Origin of the sequence: Nitrosopumilus sp., from assembly GCF_025699125.1 — an archaeon.
In the GTDB taxonomy this organism is placed as follows: domain Archaea; phylum Thermoproteota; class Nitrososphaeria; order Nitrososphaerales; family Nitrosopumilaceae; genus Nitrosopumilus.
The window spans coordinates 64,389-80,891 of sequence record NZ_JAILWC010000003.1; the positions used below are offsets into that span (position 1 = coordinate 64,389).

General features: G+C 31.1%; 20 protein-coding genes and 1 tRNA gene. 10 read left to right on the forward strand and 11 right to left on the reverse strand.

Translation table 11 applies throughout. The features are described 5' to 3' along the window. Positions 1–47: 47 nt before the first annotated feature. Positions 48–326 carry a hypothetical protein gene (locus tag K5783_RS07830; RefSeq protein ID WP_297473529.1) on the forward strand — a complete coding sequence of 93 codons (279 nt, stop codon included), beginning with the start codon at positions 48–50 and terminating at the stop codon, positions 324–326. Here the strand turns inward: K5783_RS07830 and glnA are convergent. Next, on the reverse strand, positions 323–1,783 hold the full coding sequence (gene glnA, locus K5783_RS07835) for a type I glutamate--ammonia ligase (RefSeq protein ID WP_297473531.1): 1,461 nt from the start codon (positions 1,781–1,783) through the stop codon (positions 323–325). The genes K5783_RS07830 and glnA overlap by 4 nt on opposite strands. A 54-nt stretch (positions 1,784–1,837) precedes the next feature. On the opposite strand from glnA, the gene K5783_RS07840 reads away from it, so the two are divergent. Together K5783_RS07840 and K5783_RS07845 are read left to right on the forward strand one after the other, a co-directional pair. Next, positions 1,838–2,395, forward strand: a complete 558-nt coding sequence (locus tag K5783_RS07840) for a hypothetical protein (RefSeq protein WP_297473533.1) — start codon at positions 1,838–1,840, stop codon at positions 2,393–2,395. A 33-nt stretch (positions 2,396–2,428) separates the two neighbouring features. After that, entirely contained in the window at positions 2,429–2,713 is a 285-nt protein-coding gene (locus K5783_RS07845) for a hypothetical protein (RefSeq protein ID WP_297473534.1), read from the forward strand. A 2-nt stretch (positions 2,714–2,715) separates the two neighbouring features. On the opposite strand, the gene K5783_RS07850 is transcribed toward K5783_RS07845, so the two are convergent. Beyond that, positions 2,716–2,937 carry an AN1-type zinc finger domain-containing protein gene (locus K5783_RS07850; RefSeq protein WP_109877570.1) on the reverse strand — a complete coding sequence of 74 codons (222 nt, stop codon included), beginning with the start codon at positions 2,935–2,937 and terminating at the stop codon, positions 2,716–2,718. 107 nt (positions 2,938–3,044) lie between these two features. On the opposite strand from K5783_RS07850, the gene K5783_RS07855 reads away from it, so the two are divergent. Both K5783_RS07855 and K5783_RS07860 read left to right on the forward strand, forming a co-directional pair. Then, entirely contained in the window at positions 3,045–3,785 is a 741-nt protein-coding gene (locus K5783_RS07855; protein ID WP_297473536.1) for an SDR family oxidoreductase, read from the forward strand. 1 nt (position 3,786) lies between these two features. Beyond that, positions 3,787–4,935, forward strand: a complete 1,149-nt coding sequence (locus tag K5783_RS07860) for an FAD/NAD(P)-binding oxidoreductase (protein WP_297473538.1) — start codon at positions 3,787–3,789, stop codon at positions 4,933–4,935. Here the strand turns inward: K5783_RS07860 and K5783_RS07865 are convergent. After that, positions 4,930–5,145, reverse strand: coding sequence for a hypothetical protein (locus K5783_RS07865; protein WP_297473539.1), 216 nt, complete (start codon positions 5,143–5,145; stop codon positions 4,930–4,932). The genes K5783_RS07860 and K5783_RS07865 overlap by 6 nt on opposite strands. 56 nt (positions 5,146–5,201) lie before the next feature. On the opposite strand from K5783_RS07865, the gene K5783_RS07870 reads away from it, so the two are divergent. Next, a tRNA-Pro gene (locus K5783_RS07870) sits at positions 5,202–5,275 on the forward strand. Here K5783_RS07870 and K5783_RS07875 read toward each other — a convergent pair. The 3 genes from K5783_RS07875 to thpR are packed head-to-tail and all read right to left on the reverse strand — an operon-like array spanning position 5,276 to position 7,882. Next, the gene (locus K5783_RS07875; RefSeq protein ID WP_297473540.1) at positions 5,276–6,037 is read right to left on the reverse strand and encodes an RIO1 family regulatory kinase/ATPase; all 762 of its coding nucleotides are present in this window, start codon (positions 6,035–6,037) and stop codon (positions 5,276–5,278) included. Continuing rightward, the gene (gene cca, locus K5783_RS07880) at positions 6,012–7,343 is read right to left on the reverse strand and encodes a CCA tRNA nucleotidyltransferase (protein WP_297473541.1); all 1,332 of its coding nucleotides are present in this window, start codon (positions 7,341–7,343) and stop codon (positions 6,012–6,014) included. The genes K5783_RS07875 and cca overlap by 26 nt, the downstream gene beginning before the upstream one ends. Next, the gene (thpR, locus tag K5783_RS07885) at positions 7,340–7,882 is read right to left on the reverse strand and encodes an RNA 2',3'-cyclic phosphodiesterase (protein WP_297473950.1); all 543 of its coding nucleotides are present in this window, start codon (positions 7,880–7,882) and stop codon (positions 7,340–7,342) included. The genes cca and thpR overlap by 4 nt, the downstream gene beginning before the upstream one ends. Positions 7,883–7,954: 72 nt before the next feature. On the opposite strand from thpR, the gene K5783_RS07890 reads away from it, so the two are divergent. From K5783_RS07890 to K5783_RS07900, 3 genes are all read left to right on the forward strand, one after another. Continuing rightward, on the forward strand, positions 7,955–8,503 hold the full coding sequence (locus K5783_RS07890) for an AAA family ATPase (protein WP_297473542.1): 549 nt from the start codon (positions 7,955–7,957) through the stop codon (positions 8,501–8,503). Beyond that, positions 8,500–8,898: an RNA-binding domain-containing protein gene (locus K5783_RS07895; protein WP_297473544.1), complete on the forward strand. Its 399-nt coding sequence runs from the start codon at positions 8,500–8,502 to the stop codon at positions 8,896–8,898. The genes K5783_RS07890 and K5783_RS07895 overlap by 4 nt, the downstream gene beginning before the upstream one ends. An 84-nt stretch (positions 8,899–8,982) precedes the next feature. Further along, positions 8,983–9,726, forward strand: coding sequence for a hypothetical protein (locus K5783_RS07900; RefSeq protein WP_297473545.1), 744 nt, complete (start codon positions 8,983–8,985; stop codon positions 9,724–9,726). A gap of 1 nt (position 9,727) precedes the next feature. Here the strand turns inward: K5783_RS07900 and K5783_RS07905 are convergent, their stop codons facing one another. From K5783_RS07905 to K5783_RS07925, 5 genes are read right to left on the reverse strand one after another with little or no spacing between them, the layout of a single operon-like run. Next, on the reverse strand, positions 9,728–10,450 hold the full coding sequence (locus K5783_RS07905; protein ID WP_297473546.1) for an NAD-dependent deacylase: 723 nt from the start codon (positions 10,448–10,450) through the stop codon (positions 9,728–9,730). Position 10,451: 1 nt separating this feature from the next. Further along, on the reverse strand, positions 10,452–11,351 hold the full coding sequence (gene rnz, locus K5783_RS07910) for a ribonuclease Z (RefSeq protein WP_297473547.1): 900 nt from the start codon (positions 11,349–11,351) through the stop codon (positions 10,452–10,454). Then, positions 11,348–12,295, reverse strand: a complete 948-nt coding sequence (locus K5783_RS07915) for a DNA methyltransferase (RefSeq protein ID WP_297473549.1) — start codon at positions 12,293–12,295, stop codon at positions 11,348–11,350. The genes rnz and K5783_RS07915 overlap by 4 nt, the downstream gene beginning before the upstream one ends. Further along, entirely contained in the window at positions 12,295–13,170 is an 876-nt protein-coding gene (locus tag K5783_RS07920) for a ribose-phosphate pyrophosphokinase (protein WP_297473551.1), read from the reverse strand. Before K5783_RS07920 ends, K5783_RS07915 begins: the two co-directional genes overlap by 1 nt. Positions 13,171–13,212: 42 nt before the next feature. Next, positions 13,213–14,961 carry a mechanosensitive ion channel domain-containing protein gene (locus tag K5783_RS07925; protein ID WP_297473552.1) on the reverse strand — a complete coding sequence of 583 codons (1,749 nt, stop codon included), beginning with the start codon at positions 14,959–14,961 and terminating at the stop codon, positions 13,213–13,215. A 155-nt stretch (positions 14,962–15,116) separates the two neighbouring features. On the opposite strand from K5783_RS07925, the gene K5783_RS07930 reads away from it, so the two are divergent. Further along, positions 15,117–16,481: a lysine 2,3-aminomutase gene (locus K5783_RS07930; protein ID WP_297473554.1), complete on the forward strand. Its 1,365-nt coding sequence runs from the start codon at positions 15,117–15,119 to the stop codon at positions 16,479–16,481. Positions 16,482–16,503: the final 22 nt, after the last annotated feature.

Sequence of the window (16,503 nt, forward strand, 5' to 3'; positions counted from 1 at the left end):
TAAAAATTTTTCAAAAGTTTATTTGATTACAATATTTACGAACAATATTGAATAAAGCGTCGTCCAAAATCCTAACAGGTTTTAAGTACATTTACCTTATTGCATTCTTTGCATTGTTGGCAGGTTTTTTCCATCCGTTAATCACTAACACAAGTTTTGATAGTGTGATAATTGGAGTTTTGATATTACTTGTAGGTCTTGCTGGAGGAATTTTACTCTACAAAGCTGCTACATCTGAAAAGAAACGAGAAATATTTCTTGGAGCGGGTTTTACATTAATGGCAATTTCACTATACTACATCATTGCAATTGCTGGAAGAATCTAAACATCAAAGTATAGATAAAATTCATGTGGATGTGGCCTAATAGCTATTTCGCGTTGGTCCCGTCTTTCTAACTCTATGATTTTATCAATTACGTCATTTGTGTAAATTGTGTTGAGGAATTTTCTATCACTTTCTAATTCATCCAAAGCTTCTCCAAGACTTTTTGGAAGAACACCTATTCCTCTTCTTGATCTATCTGATTTAGTCATCTTGAAAATATCGTCACGTACTTCATCTCCTGGATCCATTTTCTTTTTAATCCCATCCATTCCAGCTGCAGTAACAGCTGCAAATACAAGATATGGATTTGATGAAGGATCAGGAGCTCTAAATTCTAGTCTTTTAAGATAGGAATAATTTTTCCCTTTTAGATGCTTTGGAACTCTTACAATAGCTGAACGGTTTCCTGAACTCCAAGCGATATATGCTGGAGCTTCATAACCGGGTACTAATCTATGATATGAGTTGGTTGTAGGATTACATATTGCAGATAATGCTTTTGCATGATTAATAATTCCACCACAAAAATATCTTCCAATCTGACTCAATTCAATCTCATCATCAGGATCAAAAAATACATTTTCTTTTCCTTTCCATAAACTAACATTCACATGCATTCCAGAACCGGAATCCATTGCAATTGGTTTTGGCATCATTGTTGCTACTTTTCCATATTTTTGGGCAACATTTCTAATTACATATTTGTATGATTGTGCAGCATCTGCAGCATTTGTTAAATAATCGTACTTTATGTCAATTTCACATTGTCCAGCAGTCGCAACTTCATGATGATGATTGTCACATAAAATTCCAAAATTATTTTTAAGAATATTGACACATTCATTTCTATACGGAGTTAGAGTATCTGATGGTGTACTTGGATAGTATCCTTCTTGTAACCCCATTGGGTATCCGTCACCTTCTTGACTCCATGGAGCTTCTTTTGATTCAATTGAATAGGATTGCCCTTTGTACGGAGTTAGAACATCCCAATGAACTCTATCAAAAACAAAGAACTCTACCTCTGGACCCCAAGTACTAAAATCAAATCCCTGAGATTTGATATATTCTTCAGCTTTTTGAGAAATTCCCCTTGGATCTCTAGATAATCTTCCTCTATTTTCCCCCCAGTAAATATCACAAAGAAGTCTGGCAGTTTTGTTTTCTGTCATCCAAGGAATTATTGCAAATGTATTTGGGTCTGGTTTTAAAAGCAGATCTGAATCATTAATACTGGCAAAACCTACTATGGATGAACCATCCAATTTTGGTAACCCGTCTCTCATCTGTTCAGGAGTAAACGTATCTGCTGAAATTGTAGTATGATGAAAATGACCTGTTAACCCGGTAAATTGTAAATCGATAAATTGGATACCTTCATGTTGAATTCTGGAGAAAACTTCATCTGGTGAATATGTTACTTGTATTGCTTTACCGTGACTTACTTTATAGGGCAATTTTGTACTTCAATCAAACACAAATACATCCAGCATTTAAGGATTAGGTAAGAAATGTCTGAATCAAATCAAATAGATATCAATTCATTACATCATATAGTTTTACGTGAAATTGAAAATGACTCATTGTTAGAAATTGATCCAAATTTTTATCGAGATCTTGCTGATTTCATAGGAAATTTACGAAAACAAGAATTTGATGGTGTAGAAAGTAAAATTAAAGATGCTATGATTGAAATGACAACTGAACTATCATCATTATTGATAAACATCAGATTGGATAAAATTTTACACTCTTCTGAAATAGAAATTGGATATCTTTTGGATGAAGAAAAATTCATTTTAGATTCTAAGGAGGAACAAAAAGAAAGAGTAGAAATGATAATTTCTGCGACGATTCATGGGAAATCAAAATTTCTTGAATCCTTAGCTCAAAACCACAAGACCAAAAAAATTGTTATTAGATTTCTCAACGAAGTAGATGAAATTGTTGGAGCAGATCTTGAAAAATATGGTCCTTTCAAACCTGAAGATATTGCAACAATTCCATATGAAAATGCTCAAGCCTTAATTGCCAAAAACATTGCTACCAAAGTTCGTTGGGAAGATTAAGTAGAAATTATGTCTGTTTTCTTTTGATATTAAATGTCTCACACAGGCGTAGATGTAATAGATTTTTTATTTTACACAATTTATCCAGTAATTGGAATTTTTACTGTTGAAGCCATTAGTAGATTAGTCAAGGCTCCAAAATGGATAAAATTGTGGGTGCAAGCAGCTGTATCAATGGGTTTTGGAATATACTATTGGTTTGTTTTACCTGCACCGCAAAATTTTCCATTAACCGCAATGGTGATGTTTGCACTTGCTATTGCACTTATTTATCAAGGAAGACGTGCAAAAATATCTCCTGATAAAAGTCCTTATTGATTTTAGAATCTTCCAAAAATCCGTTTAAAAATATTAGGTTTGTTAGGTCCACCATCACGTATAACTTTTTTCTCACCAAATCTTTGTGCTCTAATTTGGTTGAGTTTTACACATCTATGTTCTTCAGGAAGTCTATGTTCTGAACAAAATGGATCCTTACAATAATTACATTGAAAAGGCAAATCTGTTAAATCCCCACAATATGCACAATTTTCAGATTTCATAATTTTGTTACATGTTTTCTTTTAATAAATATGCCACTAGTTTGCTTAAAATTTGATTTTTTAATGTCTAAACATTTTTACAATGATAACCTAGTAAGATGATTTAGATGATTAAAGATAAAGTTGCAATTATTACTGGTGCAAGTAGTGGTATAGGTTTTGCAACTGCATTGGCATTATCAAAAGCAGGTGCTAAAGTTGCTATAGGAGCAAGAAGAGTTGATCGATTAGAAGAACTCGCAAAAAAAATTTCTGCTGATGGTGGTGAAGTATTTTTCCAAAAATTAGATGTAACTCAAAGAATTGAATGTGAAAATTTTGCTAACGCTGTTCTAGAAAAGTGGGGCTCCATTGATATTCTTGTAAATAATGCTGGTCTAATGCCCTTGAGCTTCTTCAAAAATCTAAAAATTGATGAATGGGATAGAATGATTGATGTGAATATTAAAGGTGTATTATATTCCACAGCCTCAGTAATTACTCATATGAAAGAGAAAAAATCCGGTCATATTGTTAACCTCTCATCTGTTGCTGGAAGAATTGTTTTTCCAGCTGGTAGTGTTTATTGTGCAACAAAACATGCTGTTGCAGCATTTAGTGAAGGATTAAGACAAGAATTCAGTGTACGGACAAATATTCGAGTTACAAGTATTGAACCTGGAGTTGTAGCAACAGAACTCAATGATACAATTACTGATGAATCATTACAAGGGTTTGTTCAAAATGCAAAAAAAATGGAGGCATTACAAGCAGAAGATATTGCAAACGCAATTTTATATGCAGTTGATTCTCCATCACATGTTAACGTTAATGAAATCTTGATAAGACCTACAACACAAGAACGATAAATTGTTTGATATTCCACACGTTGTAATTTTAGGAGGCGGTTTTGGTGGATTATCTACTGCAAATGAATTAAGAAATTCTCTATCATCATCACAAATAAAAATTACTGTAATCGATAAAAAGGATTGGTTTATGGTAGGTTTTGCAAAATTATGGATTATTAATGGAACTAGAACCTTTGAAAACTCAGTTGGTTCGCTAAATAAATTATTGAAAAAAGAAATCAATTTCATTAAAGATGAAATTTTGAAAATTGATCTTCAAAATAAAAATGTAAAAACCATATCTCACAATGTGTCATATGATTATCTTATAATCTCTATGGGTGCTATTTTAGCTCCACAAAAAATTCCTGGACTAGTAGAAAATGGATTAAATCTATATGATTACAATGATCTTTTAGAAATTCGTGATAGATTAGAAAGTATAGAATCTGGAAAAATTGCCATATCTATCATGGGAATGCCTTACAAGTGTCCGCCTGCTCCATTTGAGGCAAGTTTGCTCATAGACTCTATGCTAAGAAAACGTGGAATACGTGATTCTATACAAATTGATTTTTACAGTCCTGCCCCTATAACCCTACCAGCTGCTGGTCCTGAGGTAAGCAAACAAATTCTTGAACTTGTAAATTATGAAAAAATCATTTTTCATAATTCATGTAAAATAAAATCCATAGAATCAAAAAAACTGATTTTTGAAAATACTGAAGCTGATTTTGATTTACTTTTAGCCATCCCGCCTCATATAGCTCCAAAAGTAATTTATGATTCCGGATTAGCAACAGATCCGGGATTCATTTCAATTGATAGAGATTGCAAGACATCTTTTGAAAATGTTTTTGCAATCGGCGATGTTACTAATTTAACAGTTTCAGAAACAATGGCAGTACCAAAAGCTGGAGTTTTTGCAGAAGGGGAAGGTATTACAGTTGCCAAGAATATAATTTCGAAAATTCAATCTAAAGAGGAATCTGAACTATTTGATGGAAAGGGCGGTTGTTTTATAGAATCAGGTAGGGATACAGCTTCAATTATTGAAGTTGACATGTTTTCACACTCAAAACCTTCTACAAGTCTTACAGAATCAACTTCAGATAATCTTTCTAAAAAAATAGAATTTGAAAAGGAAAGACTGTCAAAATGGCTATGATTTATCTTGTTCATCTTTTGTTTTAGTAAGATGCTCCAAAATAGCTCTTACTTCAACTCCTAAATCTTGGGTATTTTTTGATAGATTCAACCTTTCAGGAATATTGTTTTTGAAATCTTCATCTGACAGTTCGATATTTCTTTTTTGAATACAATCAAGATGATCTTGATCAGTTGCAGAAATTTTATGACAAATATTGCAAATCTTCATGAATTAGATTAATCAATACGACGATTTAATAATTTCATTTTAAGCCTCTGAGACAAGGGATTGTAGTCTAGCTTGGTATGATACTAGTCTGGGGGACTAGTGGTCGCAGGTTCAAATCCTGCCAATCCCATTATAATTTTAGAGTTTTTAGTAATCTTTCAAAACTTTCTCTTGTTTTTTCTTGTTTGTATTGTTTTAATGCACTAATTATTTGATCTTTGGATGAATTTTTGTAAATTTTTTGAGCTTTTTTAGCTATTCCTGAACCAATGAAAAATGCTTGAGTAATTGATGTAACATTTGATGGTCTTCTCTTAGTACTAGCACTTTCAAAATCAATAAGAGTCGATTTTGTCTTACTGACGATAACATGTTTGGATATATTGCTTAATTCACCATGATCAAAACCTAGTTGATCCAACCTATAACAATCTTCCAAAATTTTTCTGATTGTAGATTTTAATTTTTTTGCACTACCAACACCTTTTAACAAATAAACCCAATCACTAATTTTAACTCCTTCAAGATATTCCATCACAAGAAAATTTTTACTCGCTACTAACATTTTTGGTCCAACATTTACAGAATTCACTAATTTCAATAAATCAGCTTCATTTTTCATTTCTTTTCTTTGAGAATCAGTTCTTCTAATTTTTAATGCAACCAATTTATTATTTTTTTTTGCTAGAACTACAACACCTACATATCCCTTGCCCAAAATAGACAAACTACCAATTGTTGTAGGACCCACAAATGAAATTGATTTTATTTTTAATTTTTCTAATTCATTAATTCTTAATTTTATTTGACGACTAGTAGCTTTTGGATATCCAAGAATTTTTGAGTATGGCTCATCAGAAAATTTCTTAATTGAAATAAATGAGTGTTCCATCTGTTGAAATCAACTCGCTTGCAGCCTCTTTAATTGATTTGCTTAAATTTTTCTTTCCTACTGAAATCTTGTAACCTCGTTTAAAGTCACTTTGTAGACCTTTTGGTATGCATGTCTGAAGATTTTTTTTCAAAAACTCTGACATGAATTTAATGGCATCTACATACTTTCTCTTTTCTAATGAAATTATTTTTCCATTATTTCCTACCCACATTAATTCTGAATTTTTAAGATTTTTAGAAATAAAGCTCTTAGAACTATCTTCTCTAAAAAAATCTGGTCCGTTCTTTGAGTATATTTGAATAATTTTTGAAGATTCTAAGAAGAAAAAGAGATAAACCTCCTTTTGTTGATCTGTATACGATTTACTTCTTAGTACATTAAATCCCGCCAATTCTAATTGTGTTGACAATGATGAAGTTGCTCTTTTAATCTGTCCCCAAATTATATCCGGACTTCTAATTTTAAAATTAAATTTAATTACTAACAAATTTTCCCAATATTTTTTTGATATTCTTAATTTTTTATTCTTAAAGAAAGTTAATGTAGCTTTGTCTTTAAAAGCTCTACAAATAAGAATAAATTTTCCAATGTTCTCGTTAGATATTGCAGCAGCTAAATTCCTGTTACTATCAATGGGATCAATCACAACAATTGGTGTTTCAAAATTCTTTGAAGTTTTTCCTATCACTTGATTTTTCTTAATTTGTGAGATTGATTTTATAACATTTTCAAAACTTCCAAAATGTAAAATCAAAACTTCTGATACATATCCGCTTAAACCTTGTTTTGCAATTTCTGCACCGTAAATATTATTTGATTTTAGAAATGTTTTTAGAACTCTTACCTCATTCTTCATTTTTAATGTCAATGATTTTTGCATAAATTTTGTATGAAAAGTAGATCTATCTGCAGAACTTTTCCATTCACCAATTTTTACATCATAAAATGGTACAACATTGATTTTAGTATTGTTAATTTTAGCTTCAACGTATGGGTGTTCTGAGTATCTGACATATGGAGAATATTTTTTTAATGAAGCAAAACCAATCTTTTTTGAAATTTCTTCAAACTTTTCTTCAGAAGTAGATTTTTTGAATCTGACAAAAATATCAATATCTGCATCTTTTGATAACCAGGTACCCTTTGCATATGATCCTCCAAATTCCAATCCTATGACTTCTGGAAATTTTCCAATTTCTTTTTCTACTAGCTTGAATGCTAAATTAGCAATTTTCTTTTTTGATTGCTCAATCACTTTAGATGGGATTACATCTTTGGTAACTTTGTTAATTACTTGATTCATTTTTTAGCTTTAATCTCCCCTAAATCCGAATAAATTGGTCCACTAAATGTAAGTTCACTTTTTTTCAATTTGAAACTAGTTATTTCTTGAATGCCAAAATCTATCATTTTTTGACTATCCAATTCTTTTGTTATATCTCCTATCTTCTTTTTAATACTAAATATTGTAATGTGTGGTTTGAATGGTTTGTCCGGAGAAAATCCTAATGGTTCTAAGACTTTCTCTACTTTTTTTGCTAACTGAATTAACATATTACCTCCATTTTCATCCGTACCTATCCAAACCACTCTTGGAAATTTAGGTTTCGGGAATGCACCAATTCCTATCAAATTAATATTAAAATTTGAAAACTCAATTGTATTAAGAGCATTAATAATTTTCTTAGATGTTTCGTCTGAAATTTCACCTAAAAATTGTAATGTAAAATGCAAATTTTTTACATCAACAGGCTTTGCATCGATCTTAATTTTATTTTGAATGTTTTTTATAGAATCAATTACTTTATTATTTGAAATTTCTACTGCTACAAAAGTTCGCATCACAACATTCTTTGATATATCTTTATAATAATTTCCGGTAACTTCATAGACGAGTCTTTTTTCTGACATGTATTGACAAAACTAATTGTATGCCTAACAGGCATGCCTGGTGCAGGAAAATCTACCATTGCTGAAGGTTTGAAATCAAAAGGATATGATATCATCAATATGGGGAATGCTGTAAGAGAAGAAGCAAAAAAAAGAAATTTAGAATTAACTAGAGCAAATCTTGGCAAATTAATGCTTGAATTAAGAGAACAGAACGGCCCTGGCGCAGTAGCAGAATTAGTAAAACCACAAATAAAGTCATCTACATCAAATGTGATACTAATAGATGGAGTAAGATCAAATGATGAAATTCAAGTCCTAAAAAAATTTGGTACTGTTAAACTATTAGCAATTCACGCTTCAACTGATACAAGATTTGACTTTCTACAAAAAAGAGGAAGATCCGATGATCCACAAACAAAAGAACACTTTGATGAAAGAGATAATCGTGAATTAGGAGTAGGAATCAGCAATTCAATTGCTTTGTCAGATTATGCAATTTCTAATATTGGTTTGACAAAAGATGAATTAATCCACAATGCTTATGAAATCATTCAAAGTTGGATAGAATGAAAACTCCTAATATTAACTGCAAAATTCAAATGATTACTCCGTTGAATTCATCTGAAGATCCTCAAAAAGTAAAAAAAGCAATTTCAAATATTTTTCCATATTCAACAATTAATTCTGACTCTTTTACAATTTCTGCACAATCAAAAGAATTACGATCATTTGAAAAAATTTATGAAGTAATTCATTCAAAAAAGTCTCAAAACGCCTATCGCAGATATTTAGAAAGAAATTTAGATAATAATACAACGTGGTTTTATCTCAACAAACAGGCAGCCTTTGTTGAACAAATAGCAATTTGCGAAGAAGCAGATGAATCTCCATTGGGCCCAATCAAAGTAATCATCACTTCATCTAATATTGATGAAATAATTGATTGGCTTGTTTTTGGGAATTAATCAAACTTGGTTAAGAAAATTAACTCAATATTGACTATTTTTTTTAGTTTGAATCTAAAATCATTTTTTTAGAATAATTATGAAATGTTTATAAAATTAGGCATAATTGCAGGCATTTTGATATTGGGAGGCATGATATTTTCTAATGAAATTGATGTCTTATTTCCTACCACTTCTGCTAGTGTAATTGATTCTTTAAAAAATGACATGTCTAATTTTGGTTCGAAAGCATCAGCTTCAGTAGAACAAAGAATTGATGGGTCTGTTGATAAAATTATAGATAAAACAGGCAATACTATCTCTAATGAAATTACTCAAACAGGGGAGAAAATTTCCAACGAAATATCTGATGTAAAAGAGTCCTCCCAAAAAATCTTGAAGGAAGAAATCTCTAATTTCAATCCAATTGAATCTGTTAAGAAAATCTTTTCAACTAACTCAACTTCACAAAATTCAAAATCAGTTGGCTCATCAGTTTTATCATCCTCAATTAATCCTACCACAGTCCAAACAAATTCTCCAATAACATATGAGACACTCTCTTTATCAACAAAACAACAATCTGATGATAATATTCTTCTCCACTATTCTGATTCAAGTGGAAAAACAAACAGCGTTAATGTTGTAATTAGAACTACCGAAAAAGAAATTTTTTCTGGTACTTATTTTACTTCGATGTTTGAAACTACTGTAAATGATGCTTCTGGAATTCCTTATTTTGTGGATATGATTATTGATCATCAAGACTATGGATTAGTTTCATCATCAGTGTTTAATCCAGGCGATTCTTCTGATTCAAACATTAATGGTGTGTTTTCACAAAAATAATTTATTTATTTTTAAACAATGATACAAATTCAGGTAAAGAAATTGTACCTGTATTTCTTATAACCAAAGTCATTTCTGATGACATTTCAGTATTATCTGGATTAATTTCTATTAATAATGCATTATTTTGTTTTGCATAGATTGGTAATGTATTTGCAGGTGATACCACAAGTGATGTTCCAACTATTACCATTAAATCACATTGACTAGCATAAATCATAGCTTTTTGCCAAACATCTTGTGGTAAAGATTCTCCAAACCATACTACATCAGGTCTTAGAATATTTCCACATTTACACAAGGGCAGAATTTCTGAAATATCTGATGTTATTTCTTCATTAAAATTACAAACTGAACATTTGATCTTAATGATACTTCCATGCAATTCTAAAACTTCTGAACTCCCTGCTTTTTGATGCAACCCATCAATATTTTGAGTCAAAACAACAACTTTGACATATTTTTCTAGTTCCGCAATTGCTTTATGACCAAGATTTGGTTGTGCTGCAAAAATGTTCTTCCTTCTTTCATTATACCACTCCCAAACTAATTTTGGATTATCATAGAATGCATCAATTGTTGCTAGTTTCATAGAGTCATGATTTTTCCATAATCCATCTTTTCCTCTGAATGTAGGAATTCCACTTTCTTGAGAAATTCCTGCACCTGTTACAAATACAACTTTTTTGATATTCTTAATTTGATCTTTAATTAATTCAAACATTTTATCTTATTTCTATTTCTAAAAGATCTCGCGCAGTTATTACTGAACTATGAATTTTTTTTGCTTCTTCTAAATGTCCATTTTCATCTTTATATCTTGCTGAAAAATGTGTTAAGATTAAATTTTTTACTTTTGCATTTTTTGCTATAGTAGCAGCTTGTTTTGCAGTAGAGTGACATGTATCTTGTGCTCTTTGTTTCTCTTCATCTAAAAACGTAGAATCAAAAACTAAATAATCACAATTTTCAAAAAATAATTCTAATTCTTTAGTAGGCATTGTATCCCCTGAAATACCAATTTTTTTACCAGGACGTTTTTCTCCCAATACTTGTTCTGGTTTTATTATTTTTCCATTGATTTCTATTTCATGTCCATTTTGTAATTCTTTCCATAAATTACCTTCAGGAATTCCTAATTTTTTTGCTTCATCAATATTGAATCTTCCCGGCTTATCTTTTTCTTCAAATAAATATGAAAATGCTGTTATTGAATGATTTGCTTTGCATGTATAAATTGAAAATTTTTTATCTTCAAAAACTTTACCTTCTTTGATAATTGTAATTAATACAGGAAAAGACAATCCGAAATTTAACACTTTGATGTTTGCAGCTATAAATTCTTCAATTCCATTTGGTCCAAAAATTTCTAAAATTTCTGTTCTATTTTGCATTGACATTGTTTGTAACAATCCTAGAATTCCAACACAATGATCTCCATGTAGATGTGTAACAAACATCTTCATTTTTTTATTCCATCCCAAACCCGATTTCATATAGGAGATTTGTGCGGCTTCTCCTGCATCAAACATTAAAATTTCACCGTCTCTTTCTAGACAGATACAAGATAAACCTCTATTCTCTGTCGGTTGTGCAGCTGATGTTCCTAAGAATACAAGTTTCATTTTATCAAAATTGTCCTAGTCAAGCTTTTATGCCTATAGATTTCATATTTTTTTAATCCCTTTAATCTCAATTTATTATCTAATTCTTTTTTGTACATAACTGCAATTTTTTTACGTTTGGGTAGAATTGAGAAAAACTTCTTTAAGATTACTTCTGGATTTTCTGATGTTTTTGAAGATCTTCCATATGGTAAATCAGTAACAATCCCATCAAACTCATCCGATATTTTTACTAGTTCTTGAAAATCTGTGTTCAAAATTCTCGATTTATACCCATTTACCTTGAGATTTTCTTTTGAAATTGTACACATTTTTTCATCAAAATCTAACCCAATTGCATTAATTCCCATGGATTCAGCCTCTAAGAGAGTCGTGCCTGTACCGCAAAATGGATCACATACAGTTTCCCCCTCCTTTATTCCTACTAAGTTAATCATAGCTCTGGTTAATTTCCAATCTAATTCATGAGGATATTTAGTGACCTTTTTTGGTCTATTCTCTTCTTTGATTCTCTTTGAGAATCCAAAAAAATTTTCTTTATCAGTAAAAATCAGATATACAGTAATGTCAGGATCTTCTAATTTCACTTTTGCATTAGAAAATTTTGAAATCATATCTCCCATAGATCTCTCTAATTCAGAGATATTGAATTGATTTAATGACAAATTTATTATTCTACAAACAAAGGTTTTAGCATTTTTTAATACGCCTAAATTTTCCTCATCCAAAAATAAGCCAGACATCTTTCTTAAAATTTGACCAGAAATTTTTACAAATGATGCACGTTTAGTAATTTCTTCCCAATTAGTTTTTGATTGTATAATTATCAAATTTGAAATAATTTTTATCTTAGAAAATCTATCATACATTTTAGATAATGCAATTATTTCATCAGTTGCAAGTTCAAGATGATCTTTAGATAGAATAAAAAAATTTTCTGGCATTATATTATTGCCTTTGCAATTGTATTTGAAACATCTACTATTGATGTTTTACCTGGAATTGTATTTGCACTAACAATTTTTGTTACTCCTGATTTCATAATTTTATTTCCTGCATCATTCATTAATAGAGCATGTGTACAGGCAACATAAACTCTGTTGCATTTTTGTTTTTTAAGAAATTGCGTAGCCTTAACTATACTGCCCCCAGTGCTAATCATATCATCAACTAAAATTAGATCTCTTCCTACAACATCAACATTTTTAGTTTGAATCTTAACCTTGCCTGTTTTTCTATCTCTTTTTTTCTCTAAAGCAATGTACTCTGAACCAAATTCCTGTGCAAATTCCTGTGCTCTTTTTTTCCCACCCTGATCAGGTGATACAATTAAAGGATTTTTCAGGCTCAATTTCTTAAAATATTGTACCAAATCTGGAATAGCAGTTAGATTTCTTGTTTTTATTCTAAAGTGTTTGAATCCAATTAAACTGTGAATATCAACAGCAATAACTTCTGATGCGCCAGCACCTTTGAATAACTTACCAATAACTTTCATTGTAACAATTTCCCCCGGCAAAAACTCTCTATCCTGCCTTGCATATCCCATGTATGGAATCACGGCAATTACTTGGGATGAAACTTCCTTAGCTTTTGAAATCAAAGATAATGCTTGAATCAAATTAGTATCTACAGGAGGATAAATTGACTGTACTACAACAGATTTCTTTTTAGATAATTTACCGTTTAGTGTAATCTTACTTTCCCCATCAGCAAAAACCCTAATCTCTGATTTTACAAGATTTGCCTTTATTTTTTTTGATAGTTTCCTTGCTAAATTTTCTGATGATTTTCCTGAAATTATTGATATATTACTCAACAAGAAAATGAGATCTGATGGGATTCTTAAGTTTTGAGAAGATTAATCCTCTCCACTACCATGACCAATATCCCCAACACCGAATTCATCTACGACCTTGTTTCTTGCCTCATCAAGTTGTTTAATTTCCTCATCCTCACGCTTTTCATCACCCTGATACACTGTTCTAATTGGCCATGGAATTCTAATATCGTATTTTTTGAATTCTTCATACATAATTATTCTGATATCTGTTTTAGTTTTGAATTGTGCACCATAATCCCTAACATAGACCCATAATGAAAAATCCAGTGATGAATCATTAAATTTGTTAAATCTTACTATGGGTTGATTTATGTCTATGTGGATGTCTTTGTCACATCCACAACTTGGTTTGTTGTTATCCAAATATGGGCATCTTTGCTGTCTAACTAGATGTCTCCCTTTTTCATCTATTACTTCTTTCATTGCACGTTTACCGATCTTTACTAAAATTGCAGCAACTTGTTTAGGGTTGTTGAGATAAGAAACTCCAACCTCAACAATTGCAGGAACCATTTTGATTTCCTTTGAATAGTTAATAATTTGAGAATTAACTAGCTGTCTAGTGGGAATTACTGCATAGGATTCATTCAATGCATCACGAATGAATGTTACTCTTGGTGTAATTTTGTGAACATATCCATTATACCCAGTATCCAATTGTACACGCTCACCTTCAGCAAAAATCTTATCTTTTCTAATCAAAATATACGCAAAATAATTTTGCATGGTTTCTTGTAATGCTAATCCTATACCAATTGCTAATCCTCCTGTTGCTGTTGCTAGTATGATCAAATCTATTCCCCACCAACTAATTACGCCAAGAACTACTGCAACAAATATTCCAATAGGTAAAATCTGTGAAATAGATTTCGGAAGATCTTTTCTTTTTCGTTTTGCATACCCTGGTGGTTTTGTTCCAGGAATTATTGGATCAAATCCACCAAATCTTTTTTCTTCTCTCCATGTATCTATGGGAAAAATCTCTTCAACAACTTGCCCAGGTTTTAGCTTTTTTCCTGATTCATTATTTCCAGTAACACAATCATTGTAATATTTCAGATATTTTCCTCTTTCAGATTTTTTCCATTCTTCAAATGGATCTTTAATTAACTGTTCATAGCTTCCAATTGGTAATCCTTTTGTTGTTCTAAATTCCTCAAGAAGTTTCATACCTTCTTCTGTTTTCAGATTTCTTGTAAATTCTTCTTCTATCATTTCATCTGGTGTATGTCTTGGAGGCACCCATTTGTAGAATTTATGAAAAAGATCACCATCATCATCTGGGAATCCACGTAATTCCTTCCAAGCTTCAAAGTCTTCCTTTTCTAAAGTAGACTTTTCTTTTTTACCAAGAGCTACTGGAATTAAATGTGCAATAGAATACCCTATGACAAGAATATTTATCGTGTTTAGGATCTTTGCAAATGTTTCACTGGGAGTCAAATTTCCATCTTGATATAACGATGTATCATTTTCAAATAGGGCAAATGACTGGATGTACAAATTTACTGATGTAATTAGAATAATGGCAAAAAAAGGTAAAACAGCAACTCTTAGAAATCTTGAAAGATGTGGTCGCACATAATTCAGTCTCTGTTTTTTAACCCATTTTGAAAATGTACGGTAGATTATCGCAATTCCAATTATGCCTACAATTAATACAATAAATGCTGCCTGAAGCGATTCAGATGAACTGAGTAATTGAGAAATACTCTCAAACTGACCTACTTGACTTGAAACTGCATCAATAATTTCATCTTCAGCCATTTAGATCACTCTTTGTATTTGTTTCTAGAATACATAGGTTTAACATGAATTATTATCACTGTTAAAATTTTTTATTAAACTATTATAAAATTTTAAATTTTTTACGCATAAAAAAACCTGTAACCTTTAACAATAGCAATTACCCTACTAACTAGGTGACCTATCAAGAAACAATTTGGGATGATTCACCATCTTTAAAATCATACACATTATCAAATTTTCGAACTCTCCCTCAAATTCAGGCTCTTGGAGAAGAGGCTCAATTTGAGATGGAAGTTGTTGGAAATGTTTTACCTTTTAAAGCAAACAACTATGTTGTTGAACAACTAATTGATTGGAATAATATCCCTAACGATCCTATGTTTGTTCTAACTTTTCCTCAAAAGGGAATGTTAAAACCGGAACATTATGAAAAAATGGCAACTGCTTTAAAAAATAATTCAGATAAAAAAGAAATTACATCTGTTGCAAATGAAATTCGTTTGCAACTAAATCCACATCCTGCAGGACAAATGGAACTAAATGTACCTACATTAAAAGATGGCACTAAATTATATGGAATGCAACACAAATACAAAGAAACTTGTCTTTTCTTTCCAAGCCAAAGTCAAACATGTCATGCATATTGCAGCTTTTGTTTTAGATGGCCACAATTTGTAGGAATGGATGAAATGAAATTTGCAATGCAAGAAGGAGAACAACTAGTACAATATGTTAGAGAACATCCAGAAATTAGTGATGTTTTGTTTACTGGTGGTGATCCTATGATTATGAAGGCAAAAGTTTTTTCAAAATATGTTGATGTTTTATTAGATGCAAAACTTCCAAATCTCAAAACAATCAGGATTGGAACAAAGGCCTTATCATATTGGCCATACAAATTTTTGACAGATTCTGATTCTCAAGAAATGTTGGATGTATTTCGAAAAATTGTTGATAGTGAAATTCATCTTGCAATAATGGGCCATTTTAATCATCTGAATGAATTATCAACTGACGCAGTAAAAAATGCGATTAAACAAATAAGATCAACTGGAGCAATTATTAGAACACAATCTCCTCTTTTAGCACACATCAATGATGATGCTGAAATGTGGGCAAAAATGTGGACCAAACAGGTTCAATTGGGATGTATTCCATATTACATGTTTGTAGTAAGGGACACTGGTGCTCAACACTACTTTGGAGTTCCATTAGTAAAGGCATATGAAATTTTCAAAAAAGCATATTCTTCAGTTAGTGGATTAGCAAGAACTGTTCGTGGACCTAGCATGTCTGCAACTCCAGGCAAAGTACATGTTATTGGAACTGCCGATTTACACGATCAAAAAGTAATTGTTTTGAGATTTTTACAAGGGAGAAATCCTGACTGGGTACAAATCCCCTTTTTTGCAAAATATGATGAAAATGCAATTTGGTTAGATGATTTGAAGCCTGCATTAACTGAAAAATTCTTCTTTGATGAAGAGATGAAAAATTTCAAAAAATCAAATCCTATAGATGACTATCCTGAATCTTAGAATTTATCTGCGAAAATTAATA

Coding starts and splice junctions, on each gene's coding strand:
- K5783_RS07850 (WP_109877570.1), bottom strand. CDS start 2,937: ATGAAATCTGAAAATTGTGCATATTGTGGGGATTTAACAGATTTGCCT.
- K5783_RS07845 (WP_297473534.1), top strand. CDS start 2,429: ATGTCTCACACAGGCGTAGATGTAATAGATTTTTTATTTTACACAATT.
- K5783_RS07915 (WP_297473549.1), bottom strand. CDS start 12,295: ATGCCAGAAAATTTTTTTATTCTATCTAAAGATCATCTTGAACTTGCA.
- K5783_RS07895 (WP_297473544.1), top strand. CDS start 8,500: ATGAAAACTCCTAATATTAACTGCAAAATTCAAATGATTACTCCGTTG.
- K5783_RS07840 (WP_297473533.1), top strand. CDS start 1,838: ATGTCTGAATCAAATCAAATAGATATCAATTCATTACATCATATAGTT.
- K5783_RS07925 (WP_297473552.1), bottom strand. CDS start 14,961: ATGGCTGAAGATGAAATTATTGATGCAGTTTCAAGTCAAGTAGGTCAG.
- K5783_RS07865 (WP_297473539.1), bottom strand. CDS start 5,145: ATGAAGATTTGCAATATTTGTCATAAAATTTCTGCAACTGATCAAGAT.
- K5783_RS07875 (WP_297473540.1), bottom strand. CDS start 6,037: ATGGAACACTCATTTATTTCAATTAAGAAATTTTCTGATGAGCCATAC.
- rnz (WP_297473547.1), bottom strand. CDS start 11,351: ATGAAACTTGTATTCTTAGGAACATCAGCTGCACAACCGACAGAGAAT.
- cca (WP_297473541.1), bottom strand. CDS start 7,343: ATGAATCAAGTAATTAACAAAGTTACCAAAGATGTAATCCCATCTAAA.
- thpR (WP_297473950.1), bottom strand. CDS start 7,882: ATGCGAACTTTTGTAGCAGTAGAAATTTCAAATAATAAAGTAATTGAT.
- K5783_RS07855 (WP_297473536.1), top strand. CDS start 3,045: ATGATTAAAGATAAAGTTGCAATTATTACTGGTGCAAGTAGTGGTATA.
- K5783_RS07905 (WP_297473546.1), bottom strand. CDS start 10,450: ATGTTTGAATTAATTAAAGATCAAATTAAGAATATCAAAAAAGTTGTA.
- K5783_RS07900 (WP_297473545.1), top strand. CDS start 8,983: ATGTTTATAAAATTAGGCATAATTGCAGGCATTTTGATATTGGGAGGC.